Genomic DNA, 22628 nt, shown 5'->3' on the forward strand with positions numbered 1-22628 from the left:
CGGCTCTCTGCGGAGGGCCGTTTTTTTTGCCGCCATATTGATTTGCTAATCTAAATGATAATAATTGTCGTTCCGTATTGCATGTAATAACAAGACGACATTATGAACTCCTCACGTTTTACGTTATGCACCCTGGCGGGTGCCGTCACGCTGGCATTGCAGGTCCAGGCTTTCGCCGAAGAATCAACCATTGTCGTCACGGGCTCAGAGCAGGGCAGCGCGCTGCCGGCCTGGACCAACAGCGCCACCAAATCGGCCGTTGCCGAAAGTAAAACGCCGCAGGTTATCAACACGCTCTCTGCGCCGGAGATCGAAAAGCGTCACGCGAACTCCGTGAATGAAATCCTGCGCTATGCCCCAGGCGTCTCAACCGAGGTGCGGGGGAATACCTCCTATATGAGCGAATACAAAATTCGTGGCTTTACCGTTGATCAGGAGTTTTACAACGGACTGCAGCTACCCTATAACGTCACCGGTAACACCAAGGCGCGCATCGATCCGCTGTTAATAGAGAGCGTCGATATCCTGAAAGGGCCTTCATCGGTGCTTTACGGCGGCGGTTCGCCGGGCGGGCTGGTAAATATTCAAAGCAAAAAGCCGCAGCGGGAAGCCCGAACCGAGGTCGGTTTTAACACCGGGAACCGTAATCTGAAAGAAGGCTACCTCGATTCGACCGGACAAATTGCCGACAGCGACTGGAATTACCGCCTGCTGGGTAAGGCGACGGAGAATGACGATCAGCCGCACACCAGCCGCTATGAAAATTATCTGGTCGCCCCGTCCGTTACATGGCAACCCGACGGTAAAACCCGCCTCACCCTGGATGCGCTGGCGCAAAACTCCCCGAGCCTGACGCCGTCTAACCCGCTGCCGCTCGCTTATCTGCGGTCCAAATATGCCGATCGCCGGGATTACGCCGGAGATGAGTGGAGCGGGTTTAAGCAGCGGCAGTGGATGCTGGGCTACAGCTTCGAACACGAGTTTGACAGCGGCTGGGGCTTTTATCAGAAAGCGCGCTATTTCGACGTCGATACCCACCAGAACAGCGTCTACGCGACGGGAACGGGAAGTGAGGTCTATCAGCTTAACCGCTTTGCCTATACCACCGATGAAGATCTTAAGAGCTTCAACATCGACAACCAGGTGACTAAAACCGTTGCGCTGGGCGAATGGAAACACCATCTGCTGGCCGGGTTTGACTATCAGAGGCTGAACTCCCATTTCCACTACCGCTACGCGTCGACTACGCCGGGCATGGATATGCGTAATCCGGACTATTCGCAAATCCACGAAAGCGCGCTGGGGCTCTACACCGCCCAGAAAAACCGTCTCAGCTACCAGCAGAACGGGTACTACCTGCAGGATCAGGTGGAATTTGGTGGCTTAAATCTGTTAGGCAGCCTGCGCTACGACGATTACCGCTCCGTCACCACCGATTACCTGCAAAACGGCGATAAGGCCTGGGTATCGCAGGATCGCGTTACCAAACGCCTGGGGGCGCTTTACGCCTTCGATAACGGTATTTCGCCTTTTATCAGCTATTCAGAAGGTTTTGCACCGGTCTCGCCGCAGGGGACGCTCACGGCGAAAGACGTCAAGCCAACCACCAGCAAGCAGGTGGAAGGCGGGGTAAAATATCTGCTGGCAGAGTACGCCACGACGTTTACCGCCTCGGTGTTTAACATCCGGCAGAAAAACGTCGTCACCTCCGACCCGGGCTTCCTGAACTACCGTCAGACTGGTGAAGTGGAATCCAAAGGCGCGGAGCTCTCCGCCATCAGCCGCCCGACGGACAACCTGACGCTGATTGCCAACTATGCCTACACCCACGTAATTAATACCGAAGATGATAAATACCAGGGCAAGCGTCCTACTCAGGTGCCGGAAAATGCGTTCAACCTGTGGGGGGATTACACCTTCGAGAGCACGCCGCTGAAGGGGCTGATGCTGGGCGCCGGGGCGCGCTATACCGGGCCGATGGAGATTTCACCGTCTAACGATGCGGGTAAGCTGGGGGGCACTACGCAGTACGATCTGGCGGCGTCGTACCGGATGGGCGAAATTCTGCCTTCGCTGGCGGGGCTGACGCTTAAGGCAAGTATGCAGAACATCACCAATAAAGAGACGCTGACCTGCTACGATGCGACCAACTGCTGGATTGGGCGTGACAGGACGTATCAGCTAGGGGCGAGTTACAGCTTCTAAATCCCTGTGAGTTCAAAATGTAAGCCGGGTAAGGCGTAGCCATCACCCGGCAATACTCCCTTACTGCGCCGCAGCTTTCACCGGCGCAGCCTCATCGTTCGCCGCAGGCTGATTTTCCGGCACGCTGTCGCACGGTTTCTCTTTCGGACAAACCAGATCCAGCATTTTCAGCGTCACGCCGTTACTCCAGCCGAACCCATCCTGGAGCGGATATTCACCGCCGCCACCGCCGGTACCGGTAGAAGAGACATCATATTTCTCCACCAGCTTCTTCTCGCGGTCATAAGTGTGCTGAACGTTCTTCAGGAAGCGCCAGGTCACGTCCATTGCAACCTTATCCTGCCCATAGTTCTGCAACCCTTCCGTTGCCACCCACTGCAGCGGTGCCCAGCCGTTTGGCGCATCCCACTGCTGGCCGCTGTTGATGGTGGTGGTGGTAATACCGCCCGGCTTCAACAGGCGTGCGGAAGTGGCCGCGGCCACTTTATCGGCGCGATCCTGTGCCGCCGCCTTCACGTAGAGCGGGAAGAGGGCCGCCGCCGTGAGCTGGTTGCGCACCTTCTTACTCTTGAGATCGTAATCGGCGTACCAGCCCTCTTTATCGTTCCACAGGTGGCGCTCAATGGCTTTTTGACGCGCGGTTGCTAATGCCTCGTATTTACTCGCCGCCGCGCTGTCGCCCGCCTCCTGGCCTGCTCGCGCGAGCAGTTTTTCCATTTTAAACATCAGGGCGTTCAGATCGACGGGCACAATGCTGGTGGTGCGGATGGTGCCGAGCTTTTGCGGGTCGTCCATCCAGCGGGAGCTAAAGTCCCAGCCCGAGGCCGCTGCGGAGCGCAAATCGCGGTAGATTTCCGTCGCAGGCCGGTTAGGGTTGCTCTTCGCCGTGGTGATATCGTCAAGCCAGGACTCCGGGCGCGGGGTATCGCGATCGTCCCAGTAGCGGTTGAGTACGGAACCGTCATCGAGCTTCACCACGCGCTGGTTAGCCTGCCCAGGCTGAAGGCTTTCTACACCCTCCATCCAGTAGGTGTACTCTTTTTCCATTTGTGGACGGTATTTTTTCAGCGCTTCTTTGTCATGCGTCGCCAGCAGCTCAACCATCAGTGAGAAGAACGGCGGCTGGGAGCGGCTCAGGTAGTAGCTGCGGTTGCCGTTGGGGATATGGCCGAAAGTATCAATCTCATACGCAAAGTTATCCACCATATCGCTGATTTTGTCCCAGTGGCCGCTCTCCGCCAGGCCCAGCATGGTGAAATAGCTATCCCAGTAGTAGACCTCGCGGAAGCGCCCGCCGGGCACAACGTAAGGTTTCGGTAACGGCAGCAGGGAATCCCATTTGTTACTGGCTTTATCCGTGGTGCGCGTCAGCACAGGCCAGAGGTCGTCAATGTGTTCACGTAAGCTTTGTCCCGCAGGCGGCACATATTTTTCACCTTCCGCAGGCAGTATGAAGTTCATCTCCACAAAGTGGCGCAGGTCAAAGCTTGTCTGGGTGTGCTGCATCCGGTAATCCGCCAGAATCATCAGCGGGTCGCTTTTGGGAACGGCATCGGCAAAGGTTTTCTGATCGGGAAACAGTTTGGCACTCTGCACGTCGTTAAACAGAGGGCCAAGCAAAATATCGGGTGAATTTTTCTGGTAGGCTGGCTGTTCTTCAGCATAACCCATCGTTGCTACACCGAGCAGCGCGCCTCCCAGCGCGAGGTGCAAAAGAGCAGGGCGTAAAGTACGAGGTCTTATCATCGGTTCGTCTCCTGTATTCCTGAACAGCGTGACCGCTGTTATCAATCACCTGAAAACCTTAGACGAATATTGCCCGCTTCGCGTGTTGAATATCCCATTTTGCGCAGAACCAGACAATTTACCGCTTCGCACGCCCTGTCCGGAAGGATTTGTTGTGCAACAAAAAAATAATAGAACCCAAAAGGCTATGTAGTCGAAATAGCGATGCTCCCTATTTGCGTATTCACTTTTATAATCAGGATGGATTTTATGAAATTAAAAAAAACGGTAATACTGATAAGTGCATTTTATTCCGGCGCTTAGACAGCAGCAGGCGGCCGCCGCGCAGGCAGCACCCGCCGTTGTTGTGCAATCCGAAGAGCCGGTAAGCAAAGCCGAACCGCCAAAGCTGACGCTTTCAGGGTTTGGTGATATTAAATTTTATGGTGACGTGGCGTTTAATATAGATGCCGCCAGTAAAACAGGCAGTCTGACCTCCATTAAGCAAAGCGCTAATAGCGACCAGGCACCGGGATATAAAGAACGCTGGGATATTAACGGGCGTAATTTATGAGGTTTTGATGGTTATCGAAAATGGATAACGGCAATTTTGCCGGATTTTCCGTTCAGCCTCTCGGCGGGAAAATGTATCTCGATGATGCGGTATTCTTCTTCGGTTCTGTGAACGACGGGGAAATTAAAGTCGGACGATCTCTACAGCGACGGCTACGGGTTTACTATGACCTGGGACGGGCTTAAAACCGATCCGGAGAACGGATTGGTCATGAACCTCAACACCGCTTACCTGGACGCGAAGGGCGAGTACGATATTCATACCATCCATACGATCTGATCCCGAACGTCATGAAGATGAAAAACTTCAACATCTATCTGGGCGCGTATGCGTCCTGGGTCAACGCTTCGCCGAAAGCGGGCGATAAGAAAAACGACGATCGCTACGGTGGCCGCGTGCGCTTTAAATACTCTTTATGATGCCAGCCTGCCGGTCAGACCTCTTCCGGGGCCTGGCCGGCTTCCCGCAGCGTGCCCGGCGCATGGCCAATGATGCGCTTAAAGGCCCGGCTAAACGCCGCCAGCGATCCGTAACCCAGCCGCAGGGCGACCGTTTCAATCGGCTGATTTTCGTGACGAATGTACTGAATCGCCAGCCGCATTCTCAGTTCGCTGAGATACTTTGCCGGGGTCGTCCCCGTCGCGGCCAGAAACCGTTCGGCAAACACGGAGCGTGAGGTGCCCGCTTCTTTCGCCAGGTCCGCCACGCTCCAGTTCAGGCCAGGCTGCTGGTGCATGGCGTAAATGGCCCGGCTCAGGCGCGGGTCGCGTAAAACCTGCACCCAGCCGGTGGCTTTACCGCAGCCGCCCTCAACCCAGCCGCGCACAATTAACGCCGCCACCACATCAGCCAGCCGGGCAAGGATCCCGGCGAACCCGGCCTGACGGGTCATGGATTCTCGCTCCATCGCCGCCAGTAGCGGATGAATTTCCGGCCAGGTGGACATCAGCCGGCTGACCATCATCACTTCCGGCATTGCTTTGATCAGCGGCTGCATCCCGCCGAGTTCAAAATCCATACACCCGCTAAAGATGATGGTGTTCTCGCTCTCCGGACAGGGCTCGCAGGTAATGGCGCACACCGAGCCGCAGATAGGTTCGCTCGGAAAAGCGTTCACCGGGGTAATGGCTGCCTGCGCGTCAGAGAGCAGGGCGTGGGCATTCCCGCCAGGAATAAACAGCGCGTCGCCGCCGCTCAGTTCGAAGGTCGCACCGCTCTCCATACGCAGCAGGGCGCTACCGTGGCTCACAAAATGGAACTGCGCCTTACCGGGCGCCTGGTGGAACGCCACGCCAAACGGCGCGCTGGCTTCAATCCGTCGGTATTTCACGCCCGACAGGCGCATGCCGCGTAAGAGTTCGCTGATCAAATCGGGGGACTGAACGGTCATGGCGCAACTCCGGACGAATAATCAATAAGTGGAGATTATATGTCATAGATCGTCCACGGTGAACCCTCTATGCTTTTGCGACAGTTGTCACATTTTTATAACGGGAGAACAACAGATGAATTCATGTGTCGTGGCGAGAGAGGCCGTGGCGCCAGCCAGACCCGCCTGGCGGGCCGTCTATTCACTGGGGCTGGGCGTGTTTGGGTTGATAACGGCTGAGTTCCTGCCAGCCAGTTTGCTGACGCCGATGGCCGCGAGCCTGGGCGTCAGCGAGGGCATGGCCGGGCAGGCCGTCACCGCCACCGCGCTGGTGGCGCTGGTCACCGGGCTTCTGATTACGCCGGCGACCAAAAGTATCGACCGTCGCTGGGTACTCATGTTTTTCTCCGTGCTGCAAATCATCTCCAGCCTGCTGGTGGCCTTTGCGCCTACGCTGCACGTCCTGCTGATGGGGCGCCTGCTGTTAGGGGTCGCCATCGGTGGCTTCTGGGCGATGTCGACGGCCACCACGATGCGCCTGGTTCCGACGGATAAAGTGCCGAAGGCGCTGGCGGTGATCTTCTCCAGCGTGTCGATTGCCACCGTGGTTGCTGCCCCGCTGGGGAGCTATCTGGGTAGCCTGATCGGCTGGCGCAACGTCTTTGTGCTCTGCATACTGCCGAGCGTACTGGCGCTGCTGTGGCAGATCTGGGTGCTGCCGTCCATGAAGCCCGAGAGCAGCGGTAGCCTCAGCACGCTGTTCCGCGTGCTGCGTCGACCGGGCATGATCGGCGGCATGCTGGCCACTATTCTGATCTTCAGCGGCCATTTCGCCTTCTTTACCTACCTGCGCCCGTTCCTGGAAACGGTGGGGCAGGCGAACGTTGAGACCATTTCACTGATCCTGCTGGGCTTTGGGCTGGCGAACTTTGTCGGTACTTCCGTTGCCGGACATCTGCTGGCACGTAATCTACGCCTGACGCTGGCGCTGGTGCCGTTCGCCATGGGCATACTGGCGCTGACGATGGTGGCGTTTGGCCATCTGGCAATGCTGGACGGTTTCCTGGTGGCGCTGTGGGGCTTTGCGTTTGGTCTGGTTCCGGTGGGCTGGTCAACCTGGCTTGCCACCACCGTTCCGGATGAAGCCGAAAGTGCAGGGGGGCTGCTGGTGGCCTCAATCCAGCTGGCGATAAGCGCCGGTGCGGCCGGGGGCGGGGCGGTATTTGACCTTAACGGTGCCAGCGGCGTATTCGCCGGAAGCGGGTTCCTGCTGGTGACGGCGATGGTGATTGTGTTGATGGGCGTGAAAGTGAAAGCGGAATGATTTTTTTGCCGGGTGAGCGTTCGCGCCACCCGGCTCCAGGCTTACAGCCCTTTCTTATCCATTAGCACCGCCAGATCCACCAGGCGGTTAGAGAAGCCCCACTCGTTGTCATACCACGCCAGGATCTTCACCATGTTCCCGCCAATCACCAGCGTGGAAAGCCCGTCGATAATGGAGGAGCGCGGGTCGCCCTGGTAGTCGCTGGAGACCAGCGGTTCATCGCTATAGCCCAGGATCCCTTTCAGAGGCCCGCTGGCGGCCGCGTTGCGGAACGCCTCATTCACCTCTTCGGCGGTTACGGTACGGCTGAGCGTTACCGTTAAATCCACAATCGACACCACCGGCACCGGCACGCGCAGGGAGTACCCGGTCAGCTTGCCGTCCAGGGAGGGGATCACTTTGCCCAGCGCTTTCGCCGCGCCGCTGGAGTAAGGCACAATCGACAGCGCCGCCGCGCGCGCGCCGCGCAGATCTTTTTCCGGCTGGTCGTGCAGCGCCTGGCTGTTGGTGTAGGCGTGCGTCGTGTTCATCAGACCATGCTCGATCCCGAACTGCTGATGCAGCACCTGAGCCGCCGGCGCCAGACCGTTCGTGGTACAGCTCCCGTTACTGACGACCACGTGCTGAGCCGGGTCGTAGCGATCGTGGTTCACTCCCATCACAACCGTCAGATCGTCATTCTTGCCGGGCGCGGAGATGATGACGCGCTTTGCGCCACCCTGCGTGACGTGCACCGCCGCTTTTTCCCGATCGGTAAAGAAGCCGGTGGCCTCAATTACCACGTCAACACCAACATCGCGCCACGGAATATTTGCCGGGTCGCGTTCGCTAAACACCACAATCCGCTGACCGTCCACCTGCAGCGCGCCGTCAGCCGCTTCAACGGGCGCGGGCAGTTTGCCCAGAAGGGAATCATGTTTCAGCAGGTGGGCGAGGGTTTTACTGTCCGTCAGATCGTTAATGGCCACAATCTGAAGATCCGGGTTACCCAGCGCCGCGCGCAGGAAATTACGTCCGATACGGCCGAAACCGTTAATACCGACCTTAACCATGGTGCACTCCTTATCTCTGTTGTCTGGAGTCACTGTAGGCGCGGGGCCGGTTGGCGTAAACGACAAAAAAGGATCAGATTACGCCATCTTGCGGCAGTGGAAGCGCTGGCGGTACTCGCCTGGCGTGAGGTGGAGCTGTTTCTCAAACACGCGGCGCAGGTTAATGCTGGTGCCAAACCCGCTTTGCTCGGCAACCCGCTCAAGGGGATCATGGGTCTGCTCAAGCAGCTGTCGGGCGGCGGCCAGGCGCGCTTCCATCACGTAACGGGCAGGCGAGACGCCCGCGTCGCGGGTAAAAACCCGGGTGAAATTGCGCGGGCTCATCGCCACCTTTTCGGCCAAATTTTCCACGCAAAGGTCGGCGGTGAGGTTCTGCAGGATCCAGGTTTGCAGTTCGCTGATAGGCCCCGATGCGCCAGGCTGCTGCAGGCTATAGCGGCTGAACTGCAGCTGTCCGCCGGGGCGACGCAGATACATCACCATATCCTGCGCCACGTCGCGGGCGAGGGTAAATCCATAGTCGTCTTCCACCAGCGCCAGGGTCAGATCGAACCCGGAACTCACGCCGCCGGAGGTCCAGATGGGGCCATCCTGAATATACAGCGGGCCGCCTTCGACGTGGATAGCCGGGTACTGGGCTTGCATCGTCTCCAGCAGCCGCCAGTGGGTGGTTGCGCGGCGGCCGTCCAGCAAGCCGGTCTGGGCAAGCAGCATCGCGCCCCCGCAAATGGAGGCGACCCGCCGGGCGTGCGGCGCAGCGAGATGCAGCCAGTCCACCACCGCCGTGCTCTCCTGCTCGTTGATCCCGCGTCCGGTGATGATAATGGTGTCCAGCGGTTCGCGCGGATCCAGCTCCGGCAGACGATAGTCCGCCAGCAGGTTCAGGCCAGACTGGCCGTGGATCACCTGGTGGGGCTGCGTGGTGGCGATGATGATACGGTAGCGGGGCTGGGTAAGCCCTTCCGGATGCAGCCGGTTGGCCTGCATCAGAATGTCGGCGATACCGGCGGCCTCAAAAAGCATGCCGCCGTCAGGTACGATAATTAATATTTTCTTCATGTCCTGAAAAGTACCTTTACCACAGAATAAGTCAAGCCGGGCGTGACCCTGCGTTTCCGGCAAAGCAAAGCGATTTAAGTTCTTTGTCATTTCAGGCGTTATCCCCGATCGTCAGAGTATTGTCTCTGGCGAAACGGCATCTGAAGGAATGAGTAAACGAAGCTCCCTCTATTTACATCCGCAGCAGCGCAATCACATCCACCGACTTGCATCTGGGGTTCTGTGGCGAAGTGAACTCCCTACGTGGCTGCTGATCGTCATTATCTATACCGGCTGGTTTTCCACCCTAACATTCTGGCAAACGCTCGGCCTGCTTCCCGCCACGCTGCTGCTTATCTGGTTTACCGCCTGGTACATGTCCCTGCAGCACGAGCTGATCCACGGGCATCCCACCCGTTTTGCCCGGCTTAACCAGCTGTTTGGCACGCTCCCGCTGGCGGTCTGGTATCCGTATGGCCTGTACCGGGATTCCCATCTGGCCCACCATCGGTACGATAGCCTGACCGATCCGGTGGATGACCCGGAGTCGTATTATTTTACCGAGGCGAGCTGGGCGCGCTTTTCCCCGTGGCAGAAGTGCCTGATCCGGGCCCGGAATACCTTTGCCGGGCGGCTTCTGCTGGCGCCGCTGCTGGATATCGTCCAGACGCTGGGCAGCGCCGGGGCGGCGTTTCGTGATTTTCACCTGCGTGCGATGACGATGTGGCTGGTTCACGCTCTGCTGCTGGCGGCACTTTTCGCGTGGATGGTGCATCACGGCTTTTCACCCGTCTGGTTTGTGCTGGCGGTAAGCTATCCGGCGCTGGCGCTGACCAAGGTCCGCTCGTTCTACGAACATCGGGCGGCGGACGATCCGCTCGCGCGCTCGGTCATTAACGAGGCCGGGCTAGTCTGGCGGGTGCTGTTTTTGAATCTCAACTACCATTCTATTCACCACGATTTACCGGGCGTTCCCTGGTACGGGTTGCCGACGATCTACCGGCAAAACCGGGAGGCGTACCGGCAGCGTAACCACGGCTTTGTGGTCCGGGGCTACGGTGAATGGCTACGCCAGTTCTGGACCCGGCCAGTGGAGGTCACCGTCCATCCCGGAAAACAACAGGAGGAGAGGTATGAGTAACCTGCTGGCGTTTCCCATGTACGCCGTGGATCGCGGCGATACCCGCGCGCTCTGGCTGGCGGTGCAGCATCTGCTGGCCGCGCGTGGCGTGCCCGTCGGTGGTGCTCCCGGCTGGCCGGAGTCTGACCTGCTGGCCCACTGGCAGCAGCCTGAGCTTATCCTCAGCCAGACATGCGGCTACCCGCTGGTGACGCAGCTCCCGGAGGTACAGGTGGTGGGCTGTTTTCACTACACCGCCGCGGGCTGCGAAGGGAGCCAGTACCGCAGTTTTCTGGTAGCGCGCGCGGAGGAAAGGCATCTCACGCTGGCGGATTTTCGCGGACGTCGGGTGGTTTGTAATTCGGAAGACTCGCAGTCCGGCTATAACGCGCTGCGAAAAAAGGTGGCTCCCCTGATTGTTGACGGACCATTTTTTTCACAAACGTCTTTCAGCGGCAGCCACCGTCAGTCGCTGATTGACGTCCAGCGCGGGAAGAGCGATATCGCCGCCATCGACTGCGTGACCTGGGCGCTGCTGGAGCGTCATGAGCCGGAACGGCTTGCGGGGCTGGCGGCGTTCGATCGAACGCCGCTGACGCCAGGGCTGCCATTAATCACGTCGCGACGCACGTCCCCCGAAACGCTCAGCGCCATTCGCGATGCGCTGCGCGAGCTGGTGAGTGCGCCGGATTACCGGGAGGTCTGCGCCGCAGTGCTGATCGGCGGTTTCAGCGTGGTGACGCGCCAGGCTTACGCCTCCTTGTCCGCGTGATAAATCGCCTGCGCGTCGGTAAAGCAGCGCAGCGCCAGCGAAGAGACGGGTTTCTGCCTGCGCATAATCAGGCCGATGGGAGCCTCAATGTTCGCGTCGGCGATGGGGACAATCCTGAAAGTGCTGTTCAGGGCTTCCAGCCCGTTATTCAGCGGCATCACGGCGCAGCATACGCCGCTCTGAACCGCCTGAATGATCTGGAACGTGGAGTCGCTCTCAAAAACGGCCGTCGGTTCGATGCCAGCAGCTTTAAAGCTGGCCTCCATATGCGCCCGGTAGTGCATCCCTTTGGTCAGGAACCCCAGCGGAAAATCCATCAGGTCGTGCCAGGTCAGCGTCTCCGGGGTAAGCTGGAAATGACGGGTGTCGTGGAGCAGCCCCATCTTCGTTTTAGGAAGCTGAATAATGTCAAACAGGCTGGTGTCGATGCTGTTCAGGTAGCAAATCCCCAGCTCAAGCTGATTGCGGCTGACGCCGTCGGCAATCTGCGCCGAAGACATAGAATAGAGGCTGTAGGTCAGCTCCGGGTACTTTTGCGTAAGCAGGCGGATAAAGATCATCGGATCCACGCTCGCCAGCGGCACCATCCCCAGACGTAATTCACCCACCACCTGGCCTTTGCACAGCGCGGCTTCCGCCTGCAATCCGTCGTGCGCGGCAAGAAGCGCGCGCGCCCATGCGAGGATGCGCTCTCCCTCCGGCGTAAACCCTTCAAAGCGCTGCCCGCGCACGATCAGCACCAGCCCCAGCTCCTCTTCCAGGCTGCGGATGCGCATGGAGAGGGTCGGCTGGGTGATGTTGCACCGCAATGCCGCTTTACCAAAGTGGCGGGTCTCGTCGAGCGCGAGTAAATATTTTAACTGTTTTATGTCCATCACTCTTCTCTGCGCGTAAAGCCTTACAGCATGCGGATCTCTTTCGAGCGCAGGGTAATGCGAACCGGAACCGATTTATACGACGGCGTACCGCTGTCCTTATCGAGATAATCGAGCGGCACCAGCACGTTGGCCTCCGGGTAATACGCGCCGACGGAGCCCGGGGCGATGTTGTACGCCACCACCGTAATATCTTCCAGCCGCTGCGCGCTGCCGGGGAGGGCGGTTTCGATATCCACGCGATCGCCGTGTTCCAGCCCTGACTGCGCCATATCTTCTTCGTTCATAAACAGCACGTCGCGGCGGCCAAATACGCCACGGTAGCGATCGTCCAGGGCGTAAATGGTGGTGTTGTACTGGTCGTGGCTGCGCAGCGTGATCAGGCGCAGCACATGCTCGCCTTCACCGCTGGCGTTTTCCTGTACGCCGTCGAAAACCGAGAACATCGCTTTGCCCGTTGCGGTCGGCCAGATACGCTGTGTCGGAGGCAGCGGCATGCGGAAGCCGCCGGGAACACGGATCCGCGCATTGTAGTTCTCAAAGCCCGGAATGGTCTGCTCGATCAAATCGCGGATGCGGTCGTAATCCTCGACCAGCGTCAGCCACTCCACGCGTGTTTCCGGCAGGGTAGCCTTTGCGAGGCCAGCGACGATGGCAGGCTCCGAACGGAGCAACGGCGAGGCGGGTTTCAGCTTGCCGGAGGAAGCATGCACCATCGACATGGAGTCTTCGACGGTGATGGACTGGCGGCCGGTGGCCTGCATATCCAGCTCCGTGCGGCCGAGGCACGGGAAAATAAAGGTCTCTTTGCCCACCAGCAGATGGGTACGGTTCAGCTTGGTCCCGACGTGCACGCTCAGATCCAGGTTACCCATCGCCGGGAAACCGTTCTCGTGGTCGGGCATCGCGACGGCAAAGTTACCGCCGAGGCAAATGAGCGCTTTTGCGCGACCGTCGATCATGGCCTGCGTCGCCTGCACCGCATCGTGTCCGTGACGGGAAGGGGGCTCAAAGCCAAACACCTCTTTCAGGCGGTTCAGGAAGGCCGGGGCAGGCTTCTCGCTAATCCCGACGGTCCGGTTCCCCTGAACGTTAGAGTGGCCGCGCAGGGGGCAGATCCCCGCGCCGGGCTTGCCGATATTCCCGCGCAGAAGCAGCAGGTCAGCAATCAGGCGGACGTTCGCCGTGCCTTTATTGTGCTGGGTAATCCCCATTCCGTAAGTAATGATGGTGGCGTTTGATTTGGCATAGGCCTCGGCCACCTTTTTGAGCGCCGCCTGGCTGAGCCCCGACTCGCGCTCAATGTCGTCCCAGCGGGTCTGCGCGATATCGGCGGCAAAATCTTCAATACCCCGGGTGTGTTCTGCAATAAACGCGCGGTCAAGCACGTCACCGCGTTCGGCCTCCATCTCCAGAAGGTGTTTAGCAATGCCTTTCAGCGCGGCGGCATCGCCCCCGGCCTTCACCTGGAAGTAGGTCGAGGCGATGTCCGTAGAGCCATAGGTTGCCATTTCAATCACGCTTTGCGGATCGGCAAAACGTTCGAGGGCACGCTCGCGCAGCGGGTTGAAAACGATAATCGGCACATTGCGACGCGCCAGCTCGTGCAGGGTACCCATCATTCGCGGATGGTTGGTGCCGGGGTTGTGACCGATGGAGATTACAAGCTCAGTCTTGTCGAAATCGTCCAGCGAGACGGTGCCTTTCCCAATTCCGATGGAGCGCGGCAAGCCGACGCTGGTGGCCTCGTGACACATATTCGAGCAGTCCGGGAAATTATTGGTGCCGTACTCGCGGGCGAACAGCTGGAACAAATACGCCGCTTCGTTGGAGGCGCGCCCGGAAGTATAGAACTCGACCTGGTCCGGTTCGAGCCCGCGCAATATTTCCCCGATGCGTTGAAACGCCTCGTCCCAGTCGACGGGCCGGAAGGTATCGCTGGCCCGTTCATAGCGCAGGGGATGCGTCAGACGACCGTAACCTTCCAGCTCAAAGTCTGATTTAGCCAGTAGCGAGGAGACGCTGTTTTCCGCCAGAAAATCGGGCGTCACGCGCTTACTGGTCGCTTCCCAGGTTACCGCTTTCGCGCCGTTCTCGCAGAACTGGAATGTCGACTTGTGCTCTTTATCGGGCCACGCGCAGCCGGGGCAGTCAAAACCGTCCGGCTGGTTGGTACGCAGCAGCGTCGCGGGAGCGTCCAGGGTATCCATTTGGGTACGTACCGCAATGGCCGTCGCCTTCAACGCGCCCCAGCCGCCGGCAGGACCATCGTAGTGTCTGATACCGGGAACTGAGCGTCTTTTCGTGTTCATACTGACTCCTGACGTGTTTGGTCGCGCAACGGCTGGGTAATAAGCAAAAGCAATGACTGGCGGAGATGGAAATCCACGCGGTCGAGTTACGGCTCTTGCCTGTAATTATCTTTATAACAATGAGTTAAAAATGTTGGCATGCAACTATTTAAAGAAATTATAACGAAATTTTATCATTTTAATAATAAATTGTATCTATCATCCGGTAGGCAGGATAGATAGCGTCGAGAGAGAAAGCATGTAGCGCAGGTAAAATTTCGAATGAAAGAGACGGCCGCTCAAAAGTGGAAACATGGTGGCTGACAGGCGCTGTAGCAACGTCGGTATTCGAAATAGTGACGAGAAAGTTTACTCAGGCTTAATGATTAATGGAAATGTATAATCACTTACAGGGTTATTATCACTACATGAAATATAAGTTATTTTGAGTCGTGAAATTAAAGGCGCAGTCAATAGGTTAAATAGTGATGGTGTCGTCAGGTGAAGCGGCAATATTAAACATACCCTGTTAGTGCAACAAATAATTCATCGTCGATATCTTCTTCTGATATCACCAAAACGACACTTCTACTAATTATGGTAGTGGCGATAATAGCATTATTGCGTTAATGAAATCCGTTTTCTTTTGAATTTTATGCTTTAATAACAGTGTGTTATATCATTAGAGGGTGTTGAAATAAGTAGATCCAGGCCATGCCGGGTTTTTTTATCAGATTAATCCTATAATGTTTTGGCTGCTTCAATTACCACCACTTACGATGCGGTAAATATTGAATTGAAGCAAAGCTCATGTAAACTTGTTTACCGTTTGTCAAAATATGTCAGGAAGACGCTGGGCCTTATTCTGAAGGGCTCGTGCGGTAGCTATGCCTTTAAATTAGTAACACCCCGAAATTATCCTGACTATTTTAACAATAGCACCTAAGTCAAATTTCATCCCCTTATCTCCATCATCAAAATATCGCTACGGAAAAGCATATGAAAATGCGCGTACTGTTTTCACTTCTGTTTGTAATGGCGGTGGCGGGCTGTAAAGCGCCACAGAAACCGGCAATCACTGACGACACGATCGTGACCAGCCAGGTCAACGGTGTCACCCTGACCCACCGTCACGCCGTGGTGCCGCCAACGGAATTCACCCAGCTCAACGAGCCTTATCGTGCCATGTACCCGGCCTCCCTGATGAGCCGTCCTGATTTTGGTGGAAAGGTTATCCGTACGCTGGAAACCGGAAAAACCTATGTAGTGCTGGGGCAGGTTGAACACTACTGGATGGCGCTCGCCGATGAGGGGAACGACCAGCTGATTGGCTACGTCCCGATGCGTGCCGTTATCAAAGCCGACCAGTACGAAGCCACCGTCCGCAAACAGGCCATTCGTCCTAAGGTGCGTAAAAAAGCGACCTGCGTCGATGTGGATGGCAACAGCAAAGCCTGCAAAGACAGCGCTAACGGTACCTGGATCCTGAACTAAACGGCTTTCGTAGGCGTATTTTTATGAATAATAAAAAGTTTCATCGGCTGTGGTTAGTCTTTTACGCGGCGATTTTCGCCCTTGTCAGTGGTTGTACGTCGTCTTCACACAGCGACCCTTCCCGCTACAATCTGCAGTTTCAGGCTCATCCACAAATCAATGATTCTGCGCCACTTAAAGTCCGGGTGCTGTTGTTGAAATCCGATGCGGATTTCATGTCCAGCGACTTCTATTCCCTGCAGAACAACGCGTCAGCAACGCTTGGCGCGAATCTGCTGAACAGCGACGTTTTCTTCCTGATGCCGGGACAGCTGTCCAAAACCCTCAGTGGTCAGAGCGATCCTGAGGCGCGTTATATCGGCGTGATGGCGGAATATCAGAAGCTGGACGGTAAAAAATGGCGCGTTTCACTCCCGCTGCCTGTGCCAGGCGAAAATCATATCTACCAGTTCTGGAAATGGTCCGCGGATGAACTCCAGGCCAACGTTTTTCTCGACGTAAACGGCATTCGGGTCATCAGCCAGTAACGCGCTTCACAACAGGAAACACATCATCATGACCAAAGCAGAAAAGGTCGTCTGGACCGAAGGCATGTTCCTGCGTCCACACCATTTTCAGCGGACTGAAAGTTATCTGCTCAACCATGTTCGTGAGTGGGGTGCGCTGCAGCGTTCCTATCTCTGGGGCTTTCTCGACGTAGAACTGGACGAAGCGATGCTTCGCCAGGGCTGCATTGCCCTGAGCTACTGCAGCGGGTTACTGCCGGACGGCACCTTTTTCCAGGTCCGCAACGGACGCAATGGTCCCGCGCCGCTAAAAATTCCTGACAATCTCACCAACGAAAAGGTGGTGCTCGCGCTGCCGGTTCGTCGTGGCGAGCGGGAAGAGGTGATTTTCAGCGAAGAGCCCGCCTCGCTGGCCCGCTTCGTCGCGTTTGAGCAGGAGGTGGAGGACGATAACGCCATGTCGGTGGGGGATGCCACCGTCCAGTTTGGCCGCCTGCGCCTGACGCTGATGCTGGAAAAAGACCTCACGGCAGAATGGACATCCATCGGCGTGGCGTTTGTGACTGAAAAACGCAACGACAACCACGTGCGGCTGGATAACAGCTACATCCCGCCGATGCTGAACGCCAATAACAGCCCGCAGATCTACAGCATGATCAACGATCTGCACGGTTTGCTGGTGCAGCGCAGCCAGCAGATTGGTGGCCGCCTGCGTCAGCCTGGCCGCTTTAACACCTCTGAACTGATTGAATTTACGCTGCTTTCGCTCGTGAACCGTCATCTGGGCGAGGTTTCACATTTAAAAACGCTGCCGCTGCTGCACCCGGAAACGCTCTGGCGCAGCTGGCTGCCGTTTGCCACCGAGCTCACGACCTGGACGTCGCAGCGCACCACCGAGAGCGTGCTGCCGATCTACGATCACGACGATCTGGCGAACTGCTTCAGCAAGCTGATGCTGATGCTGCGCCAGGGGCTGTCGCTGGTGATGGAAGACCACGCCATTCAGCTGCCGCTTAACGAGCGCTCGCATGGCCTGAACATCGCCACCGTTCCTGAAACCAGCATGGTGCGCGAATTTGGCTTCGTGCTGGCGGTGAAAGCCAACGTGCCGGGCGAACACCTGCAAACCCATTTCCCGGCGCAGATGAAAATTGCCCCGGTCTCGAAAATTCGCGATCTGGTTCAGCTGCAGCTGCCGGGCATTATGCTGCGCGCCATGCCGGTCGCGCCGCCGCAGATCCCGTGGCATGCCGGCTACAGCTACTTCGAGCTGGAGAAGGGTAGCGAGCTGTGGCACGAGATGGATAAGTCCGGCGCATTCGCCCTGCACCTTGCAGGGGAGTTCCCGGGGCTGGATATGGAGTTTTGGGCCATCCGTAGCCCGACAGAATAATAAAGCGAGCGCTTAATATGCAGGAACGACAGGATAGCGGCAGTGATGCCGCGTTTACCGGAGCCAGTAGCAACAATCAGCTGGTGGCGGCCGCCAATCCGCTGCTCAACGCGATTCCGCAGATCCGTCATTCGGTATCACATGACGATCAGGTGGCGTTACGCCAGCGCCTGATCGATGAGATTCGCCGTTTTGAAGTCCGCTGCCAGCAGGCGGGGCTGCCCTACGAAGTGATCGTCGGGGCGCGCTACTGCCTGTGCACGGCGCTGGACGAGGCCGCCGCGCTGACTCCCTGGGGCAGCAGCGGCGTCTGGTCCAGCAATGGCCTGCTGGTGACGTTCCATAACGAAACCTGGGGCGGCGAAAAGTTCTTCCAGCTGCTGGCGCGCCTGTCGCAGAACCCGCGCGAGCATATCCTGCTGCTGGAGATGATCAACTACTGCCTGCTGCTCGGCTTCGAGGGGCGCTATCGGGTGCTGGACAATGGCCGCACCCAGCTTGAAACCATCAAGCAGCGGCTGTGGCAGATGATACGCGGCGTGCGCGGCAGCTATCCGCCGCCGCTTTCTCCCCATCCGGAAGATCGTCCGGTGCTGCGCAAGCTCTGGCGGCCGATGGTTCCCCTGTGGGCCTGCGTGGCGCTGGCCGGGTTTATCGCCTGCCTGTTTTATATCGTGCTTAACTGGCGCCTTGGCGACAACACCAACCCGGTGCTGGCGAAGATTTATCAGTCCCAACTGCCGGAAACCACCATCCAGCAGCCGGCGCGTCAGCTGCCCGCGGTGCTTAACCTGCGCGGCTTCCTGAAGCCTGAAATTGAGGCGGGTCTGGTGGCGGTAAAAGACCAGGCAGATCGCAGCGTCGTGATCCTGAAGGGCGACGGGCTGTTTGCCTCCGCCTCGACCGTCGTGCGCGACCGCTATGAACCGGTCATCAACCGCATTGCGCAGGCGATGAACAACGTCAGCGGCAAAATTCTGGTGGTGGGCTACAGCGATAACGTGCCGATCCGCAGCGCGCGCTTTGCCTCTAACTACGAGCTCTCACTGGAACGCGCGCGCTCCGTACAGAAAATGCTGCAGGGAAGCCTCTCTCAGCCTGGCCGCGTGAAGGCGGAAGGGCGGGGCGAGATTAACCCGGTGGCGCCGAACACGACGCCGGAAAACCGCGCCCGTAACCGCCGTGTGGAAATTACTCTGCTGGTGTCGCCTGAAAACACCCAGGCCGAGCTGAACGGATTGCCGCAAGGAAACTAAGGATGCTGACTACACTTCTTTCCATTCTGACCAACCGCATTCTGTGGAGCTTCCTCGGCGTAACGGCGCTGGCGGCGGTGATCTGGATGATTGGCCCTCTGCTGTCCATCGTGGACACCCGACCGCTCGAATCCGAACAGAACCGCATCATCAGTATCGCCGTGGTCTACCTGCTGTGGGCGCAGGGCCATATTCTGCCGCGCCTTTATAACGCCTGGCTGAACCGCAAGCTGATGGACAAGCTCAACGAGAACACCACCAGCCCGGAGGCGGCGGATCCGCAGCAGCGCCTGAACAGTGAGGAGCAGATCCTCGCCAGCCGTTTTGATGAAGCCGCGCAGATGCTTAAAAAAGCGCACTTCAGCAAAGCGGGCCAGGGCGCCCAGTGGACCCAGCGCTTCAGCACGCAATATCTCTATCAGCTGCCGTGGTACGTCATTATCGGCGCGCCGGGCTCCGGTAAAACCACGGCGCTGGTGAACTCCGGGCTGCAGTTCCCGCTGGCCGACCGTTTTGGTAAGACCGCGCTGCGCGGTATTGGCGGCACGCGCAACTGCGACTGGTGGTTCACCAACGAGGCCGTGCTGCTGGACACCGCGGGTCGCTATACCACCCAGGAGAGCGAGCAGGCGCAGGATGCCGGTGAGTGGCTGCAGTTCATGGGGCTACTGCGCAAGTACCGTCGCCGCCAGCCGATCAACGGCGTCATCGTCACGATCAGCATTTCGGACCTGCTGACCCAGTCTGCCGAGGCGTCCCGCCAGCAGGCGGTGAACCTGCGCCAGCGCCTGTCTGAGCTGCATGAACAGCTGGGTATCCGCTTCCCGGTGTACGTGATGGTGACCAAGGCCGACCTTCTCAAAGGCTTCCGCGCCTGGTTTGCCGACTACGATAAAGCGCAGCGCGACCAGATCTGGGGCTTCACGCTGCCGTGGGAGCAGACCAAACACGCCGATTACGACCTGATGGGCAACTTCCAGCAGGAATTTTCGCTGCTGCAGCAGCGCCTCGATGCCGGGCTGCCGGAAACCATGCTCAAAGAGCATGACGCGAAAACCCGCGCCGAAGCGTATCTCTTCCCGCAGGAGTTCGCCGCGCTGCGTCCGCTGCTGGCGGACTACCTTAGCACGGTCTTTGCGCGCTCCAACTTCGAAACTGAGTTCTCCCCGCGCGGGATCTACTTCGCCAGCGGGACGCAGGAAGGCATGCCGTTTGACCGCGTAATGGGCGAACTGAACCGCGCGCTCTCCCTGCCGGAAGGGGCAGAGCGCGATAACTGGGATTCGGTCAGTAAAGAAGCCCCAATCCCGGGCGCGAAGGGCCAGAGTTTCTTCATCAAGAACCTGCTGCAAAACGTTATTTTCCAGGAAGCCGGGATCGCCGGGGAAAACCGCTGGTGGGAACTGCGCAACCGGGCGGTGATCTGGTCCGGCTACGTGGCGCTGCTGGCCCTGCTGGCAATCCTCGGCGGGCTGTGGCTGACCAGCTATGCTAAAAACAAGGCCTATCTGGAAGAGGTGGATGCGAAGGTGCCGCTGCTGGACCAGCAGAGCAAAGCGTTGCAGAACCAGCCGCAGCGTGACCTGTTCGATCTGCTGCCATTGCTGAATGGCCTGGTGGACCTGCCGAAAAGCGACGCGTTTGATGTCAACGATCCGCCAGTCTCCCGCCGCATGGGGCTTTACCGTGGGGATGACGTCAGCGATGCTTCGCAGTCCCTGTACCAGAAGGCGCTGGATCAGCTGCTGTTGCCCGCCGTTGCTATGCACATCACCACCTGGCTGCGCAACGATAACGGCAGCGACGTGGAGTACAGCTACGAGGCGCTGAAAGCCTATCAGATGCTCTATCAGCCGAAGCACTACGACGGCAAATTCCTGCACTCCTGGGTGATGCTCAACCTGCAGCGCAACCTGCCGCAAAATGTCACGAAGGCGCAACTGCAGCAGCTCGAATGGCACCTCACCCAGCTGCTGGAGCCGAAAATTCAGGCCTCGCCGTACGCGCAGGACGAATCCCTGGTGGGGCGTGAAAGAGCGCTGATCAACCAGCAGCCGCTTTCAACCCGCGTCTACGGTCGCCTGAAGCGCCTGCTGGAACATGACGACAACCTCAAACCGGTCTCCCTTTCCGACCTGGGCGGGCCACAGAGCGAGCTGGTGTTTTCCCGCAAAAGCGGTAAGCCGGTGAGCGAAGGGGTGCCGGGTCTTTATACGCCGGACGGTTACTGGAAAAGCTTTAACAGCCAGATTGACAGCGTAACGACCGCTCTGCATGAAGACGACGCCTGGGTGCTGGGCGCCGCGACCGCGCAGGAAGATAAACAGCAGATCGATAACGCCGTACGCCAGCTCTACATGCGCGACTTTATCGCGAACTGGGATCGCTTTCTCGCCGACATCCAGCTTAACAACAGCGCCGATCTCTCCCAGCGCATCAACACTGCGCGCCTGCTCTCTGGTGCAAACTCGCCCCTGCGCCGTCTGGTGCAGAACCTGAGCCAGGTGCTGACGCTCTCCCGGGATACCCCGGCACCGGAAGATGCCGATAAAGCGCAGGCGCAGAGCAACCGCGCCACCCGCACGCTGGAAGCGCTGTTCAGCAATAATGACAATGCTCCGACGCAGGCCGCCGCGATTACTCAGGCGCCGGAGCAGCTGGTGACGGACCACTACGCGCCGATGATTGAGCTGGCCCAGCCGCTGGAAAAGGGTGGCAAGACCATCGTCTTTGATGATTTTCTTAAGCAGGTGGACGAGCTTTATCGTTACCTGACCGCCGTGCAGGACGCCGCCAACAGCGGTATGCCGGCACCGGGCGGCGAGGCGATCAGCCGTCTGCAGGCCAGCGCCGGTCGACTGCCGGGCGGATTGCAAACCATGTTCAGCAACATGGCGGTGGGGGCCAGCAGCGATACCCAGCGCCGCGATCTGGAAAACGTGCGTAAGCGGATCAACGTTGAAGTCGGCGGTTTCTGCCGTCAGGCGATCGCCGGTCGCTACCCGCTGGTGCGCAGCGCCAGCACTGAGGTAACCCCGGACGATCTCGCCCGCATGTTCGCGCCGGGCACCGGGCTGATGGATACCTTCTTTCGCGATAACCTGACCAGCAAAGTGGATACGACGCAGGCAAACTGGCGCTTTATGCCGGGTATCGACGGTAAAACCCTGCCGGGCAGCGAAGGGCTGCTGAGGCCGTTCCAGCAGGCCCAGTCGATTCGCGACGCCTTCTTTGCTAACGGCGCAACCACGCCGTCCTTCAAGGTGACGGTTCGCACCGTGCGAATGGATAACACCATTCTGAACCTGACGCTGGATGTCGACGGCCAGCTGCTGCGTTACAGCCACGGTCCGCAGGCGGTGCAGATCATGAACTGGCCGGGGCCGGGCGGCACCAACCAGGTCCGTATGCAGCTGGGTCTGGCTAACGGCAGCACCGCGACGCTTGTGACCAACGGCTCCTGGGCGCTCAACCGCTTTTTTGACAAAGCGAGCACCAGTCCGGGCGCGGGTAGCCTGAGCCGTCAGGCCACCTTCAACGTCGACGGACATCAGGTCACGCTGGAGTTTGCGCCGAACAGCATCCGCAACCCGTTCCAGCTTCCCCGTTTTTCATGCCCATAACCGCAAGGACA

Annotated in this window: 15 protein-coding genes and 1 pseudogene; 10 read left to right on the forward strand and 6 right to left on the reverse strand. The window is 58.4% G+C overall.

Features of this window, described 5'->3' with window-relative positions; translation table 11 throughout:
• Positions 1–102 precede the first annotated feature (102 nt).
• A complete protein-coding gene (locus IM294_RS16175) occupies positions 103–2205 on the forward strand; it encodes a TonB-dependent siderophore receptor (protein WP_126818484.1) in 2103 nt (700 codons plus the stop codon).
• A 60-nt stretch (positions 2206–2265) separates the two neighbouring features.
• On the opposite strand, the gene IM294_RS16180 is transcribed toward IM294_RS16175, so the two are convergent.
• Positions 2266–3951: an alpha,alpha-trehalase gene (locus tag IM294_RS16180; RefSeq protein WP_126818485.1), complete on the reverse strand. Its 1686-nt coding sequence runs from the start codon at positions 3949–3951 to the stop codon at positions 2266–2268.
• Positions 3952–4231: 280 nt separating this feature from the next.
• Between IM294_RS16180 and IM294_RS16185 the strand changes: the two are divergent.
• Positions 4232–4923, forward strand: a pseudogene (locus IM294_RS16185) (carbohydrate porin).
• A gap of 14 nt (positions 4924–4937) precedes the next feature.
• Here IM294_RS16185 and IM294_RS16190 read toward each other — a convergent pair.
• The gene (locus IM294_RS16190) at positions 4938–5894 is read right to left on the reverse strand and encodes an AraC family transcriptional regulator (RefSeq protein ID WP_028013503.1); all 957 of its coding nucleotides are present in this window, start codon (positions 5892–5894) and stop codon (positions 4938–4940) included.
• A 115-nt stretch (positions 5895–6009) separates the two neighbouring features.
• Between IM294_RS16190 and IM294_RS16195 the strand changes: the two genes are divergently transcribed.
• A complete protein-coding gene (locus IM294_RS16195) occupies positions 6010–7197 on the forward strand; it encodes an MFS transporter (RefSeq protein ID WP_045260284.1) in 1188 nt (395 codons plus the stop codon).
• A 41-nt stretch (positions 7198–7238) separates the two neighbouring features.
• Here IM294_RS16195 and gap read toward each other — a convergent pair whose 3' ends face one another.
• A complete protein-coding gene (gene gap / locus IM294_RS16200) occupies positions 7239–8249 on the reverse strand; it encodes a type I glyceraldehyde-3-phosphate dehydrogenase (RefSeq protein ID WP_126326989.1) in 1011 nt (336 codons plus the stop codon).
• A 78-nt stretch (positions 8250–8327) separates the two neighbouring features.
• On the reverse strand, positions 8328–9308 hold the full coding sequence (locus IM294_RS16205) for a GlxA family transcriptional regulator (protein ID WP_028013500.1): 981 nt from the start codon (positions 9306–9308) through the stop codon (positions 8328–8330).
• Between the two features lie 148 nt (positions 9309–9456).
• Between IM294_RS16205 and IM294_RS16210 the strand changes: the two genes are divergently transcribed.
• Both IM294_RS16210 and IM294_RS16215 read left to right on the forward strand, forming a co-directional pair.
• Positions 9457–10428: a fatty acid desaturase gene (locus tag IM294_RS16210; protein ID WP_126818486.1), complete on the forward strand. Its 972-nt coding sequence runs from the start codon at positions 9457–9459 to the stop codon at positions 10426–10428.
• Positions 10421–11179 (forward strand): phosphate/phosphite/phosphonate ABC transporter substrate-binding protein, encoded by a 759-nt coding sequence (locus tag IM294_RS16215; protein ID WP_126818487.1) that lies wholly within the window; start codon positions 10421–10423, stop codon positions 11177–11179. The genes IM294_RS16210 and IM294_RS16215 overlap by 8 nt, the downstream gene beginning before the upstream one ends.
• Here IM294_RS16215 and IM294_RS16220 read toward each other — a convergent pair.
• Positions 11158–12054, reverse strand: coding sequence for a LysR family transcriptional regulator (locus tag IM294_RS16220; RefSeq protein WP_126818488.1), 897 nt, complete (start codon positions 12052–12054; stop codon positions 11158–11160). The two genes, IM294_RS16215 and IM294_RS16220, sit on opposite strands and share 22 nt — an antisense overlap.
• A gap of 23 nt (positions 12055–12077) precedes the next feature.
• Positions 12078–14366 carry an FdhF/YdeP family oxidoreductase gene (locus IM294_RS16225; RefSeq protein ID WP_126818489.1) on the reverse strand — a complete coding sequence of 763 codons (2289 nt, stop codon included), beginning with the start codon at positions 14364–14366 and terminating at the stop codon, positions 12078–12080.
• A gap of 978 nt (positions 14367–15344) precedes the next feature.
• On the opposite strand from IM294_RS16225, the gene IM294_RS16230 reads away from it, so the two are divergent.
• From IM294_RS16230 to tssM, 5 genes are read left to right on the forward strand one after another with little or no spacing between them, the layout of a single operon-like run.
• On the forward strand, positions 15345–15839 hold the full coding sequence (locus tag IM294_RS16230) for a hypothetical protein (protein ID WP_028013496.1): 495 nt from the start codon (positions 15345–15347) through the stop codon (positions 15837–15839).
• Positions 15840–15862: 23 nt separating this feature from the next.
• Positions 15863–16366 (forward strand): type VI secretion system lipoprotein TssJ, encoded by a 504-nt coding sequence (gene tssJ, locus IM294_RS16235; RefSeq protein WP_028013495.1) that lies wholly within the window; start codon positions 15863–15865, stop codon positions 16364–16366.
• Between the two features lie 28 nt (positions 16367–16394).
• The gene (gene tssK, locus IM294_RS16240; protein WP_041909533.1) at positions 16395–17738 is read left to right on the forward strand and encodes a type VI secretion system baseplate subunit TssK; all 1344 of its coding nucleotides are present in this window, start codon (positions 16395–16397) and stop codon (positions 17736–17738) included.
• Between the two features lie 17 nt (positions 17739–17755).
• Positions 17756–18994 (forward strand): DotU family type VI secretion system protein, encoded by a 1239-nt coding sequence (locus IM294_RS16245; protein WP_028013493.1) that lies wholly within the window; start codon positions 17756–17758, stop codon positions 18992–18994.
• Positions 18995–18996: 2 nt separating this feature from the next.
• Positions 18997–22617 carry a type VI secretion system membrane subunit TssM gene (tssM, locus tag IM294_RS16250; RefSeq protein WP_126818490.1) on the forward strand — a complete coding sequence of 1207 codons (3621 nt, stop codon included), beginning with the start codon at positions 18997–18999 and terminating at the stop codon, positions 22615–22617.
• Positions 22618–22628 lie beyond the last annotated feature (11 nt).

Source organism: Enterobacter cloacae complex sp. P43RS (genome assembly GCF_014930585.1).
Classification (GTDB): domain Bacteria; phylum Pseudomonadota; class Gammaproteobacteria; order Enterobacterales; family Enterobacteriaceae; genus Enterobacter; species Enterobacter bugandensis.

What these genes read in the sequence shown, in the direction of transcription:
- IM294_RS16175 (WP_126818484.1), top strand. Translation starts at nt 103, where the DNA reads ATGAACTCCTCACGTTTTACGTTATGCACCCTGGCGGGTGCCGTCACG.
- IM294_RS16195 (WP_045260284.1), top strand. Translation starts at nt 6,010, where the DNA reads ATGAATTCATGTGTCGTGGCGAGAGAGGCCGTGGCGCCAGCCAGACCC.
- IM294_RS16245 (WP_028013493.1), top strand. Translation starts at nt 17,756, where the DNA reads ATGCAGGAACGACAGGATAGCGGCAGTGATGCCGCGTTTACCGGAGCC.
- IM294_RS16220 (WP_126818488.1), bottom strand. Translation starts at nt 12,054, where the DNA reads ATGGACATAAAACAGTTAAAATATTTACTCGCGCTCGACGAGACCCGC.
- IM294_RS16230 (WP_028013496.1), top strand. Translation starts at nt 15,345, where the DNA reads ATGAAAATGCGCGTACTGTTTTCACTTCTGTTTGTAATGGCGGTGGCG.
- IM294_RS16190 (WP_028013503.1), bottom strand. Translation starts at nt 5,894, where the DNA reads ATGACCGTTCAGTCCCCCGATTTGATCAGCGAACTCTTACGCGGCATG.
- gap (WP_126326989.1), bottom strand. Translation starts at nt 8,249, where the DNA reads ATGGTTAAGGTCGGTATTAACGGTTTCGGCCGTATCGGACGTAATTTC.
- IM294_RS16180 (WP_126818485.1), bottom strand. Translation starts at nt 3,951, where the DNA reads ATGATAAGACCTCGTACTTTACGCCCTGCTCTTTTGCACCTCGCGCTG.
- tssK (WP_041909533.1), top strand. Translation starts at nt 16,395, where the DNA reads ATGACCAAAGCAGAAAAGGTCGTCTGGACCGAAGGCATGTTCCTGCGT.
- IM294_RS16210 (WP_126818486.1), top strand. Translation starts at nt 9,457, where the DNA reads ATGAGTAAACGAAGCTCCCTCTATTTACATCCGCAGCAGCGCAATCAC.
- IM294_RS16225 (WP_126818489.1), bottom strand. Translation starts at nt 14,366, where the DNA reads ATGAACACGAAAAGACGCTCAGTTCCCGGTATCAGACACTACGATGGT.
- tssJ (WP_028013495.1), top strand. Translation starts at nt 15,863, where the DNA reads ATGAATAATAAAAAGTTTCATCGGCTGTGGTTAGTCTTTTACGCGGCG.
- IM294_RS16215 (WP_126818487.1), top strand. Translation starts at nt 10,421, where the DNA reads ATGAGTAACCTGCTGGCGTTTCCCATGTACGCCGTGGATCGCGGCGAT.
- IM294_RS16205 (WP_028013500.1), bottom strand. Translation starts at nt 9,308, where the DNA reads ATGAAGAAAATATTAATTATCGTACCTGACGGCGGCATGCTTTTTGAG.
- tssM (WP_126818490.1), top strand. Translation starts at nt 18,997, where the DNA reads ATGCTGACTACACTTCTTTCCATTCTGACCAACCGCATTCTGTGGAGC.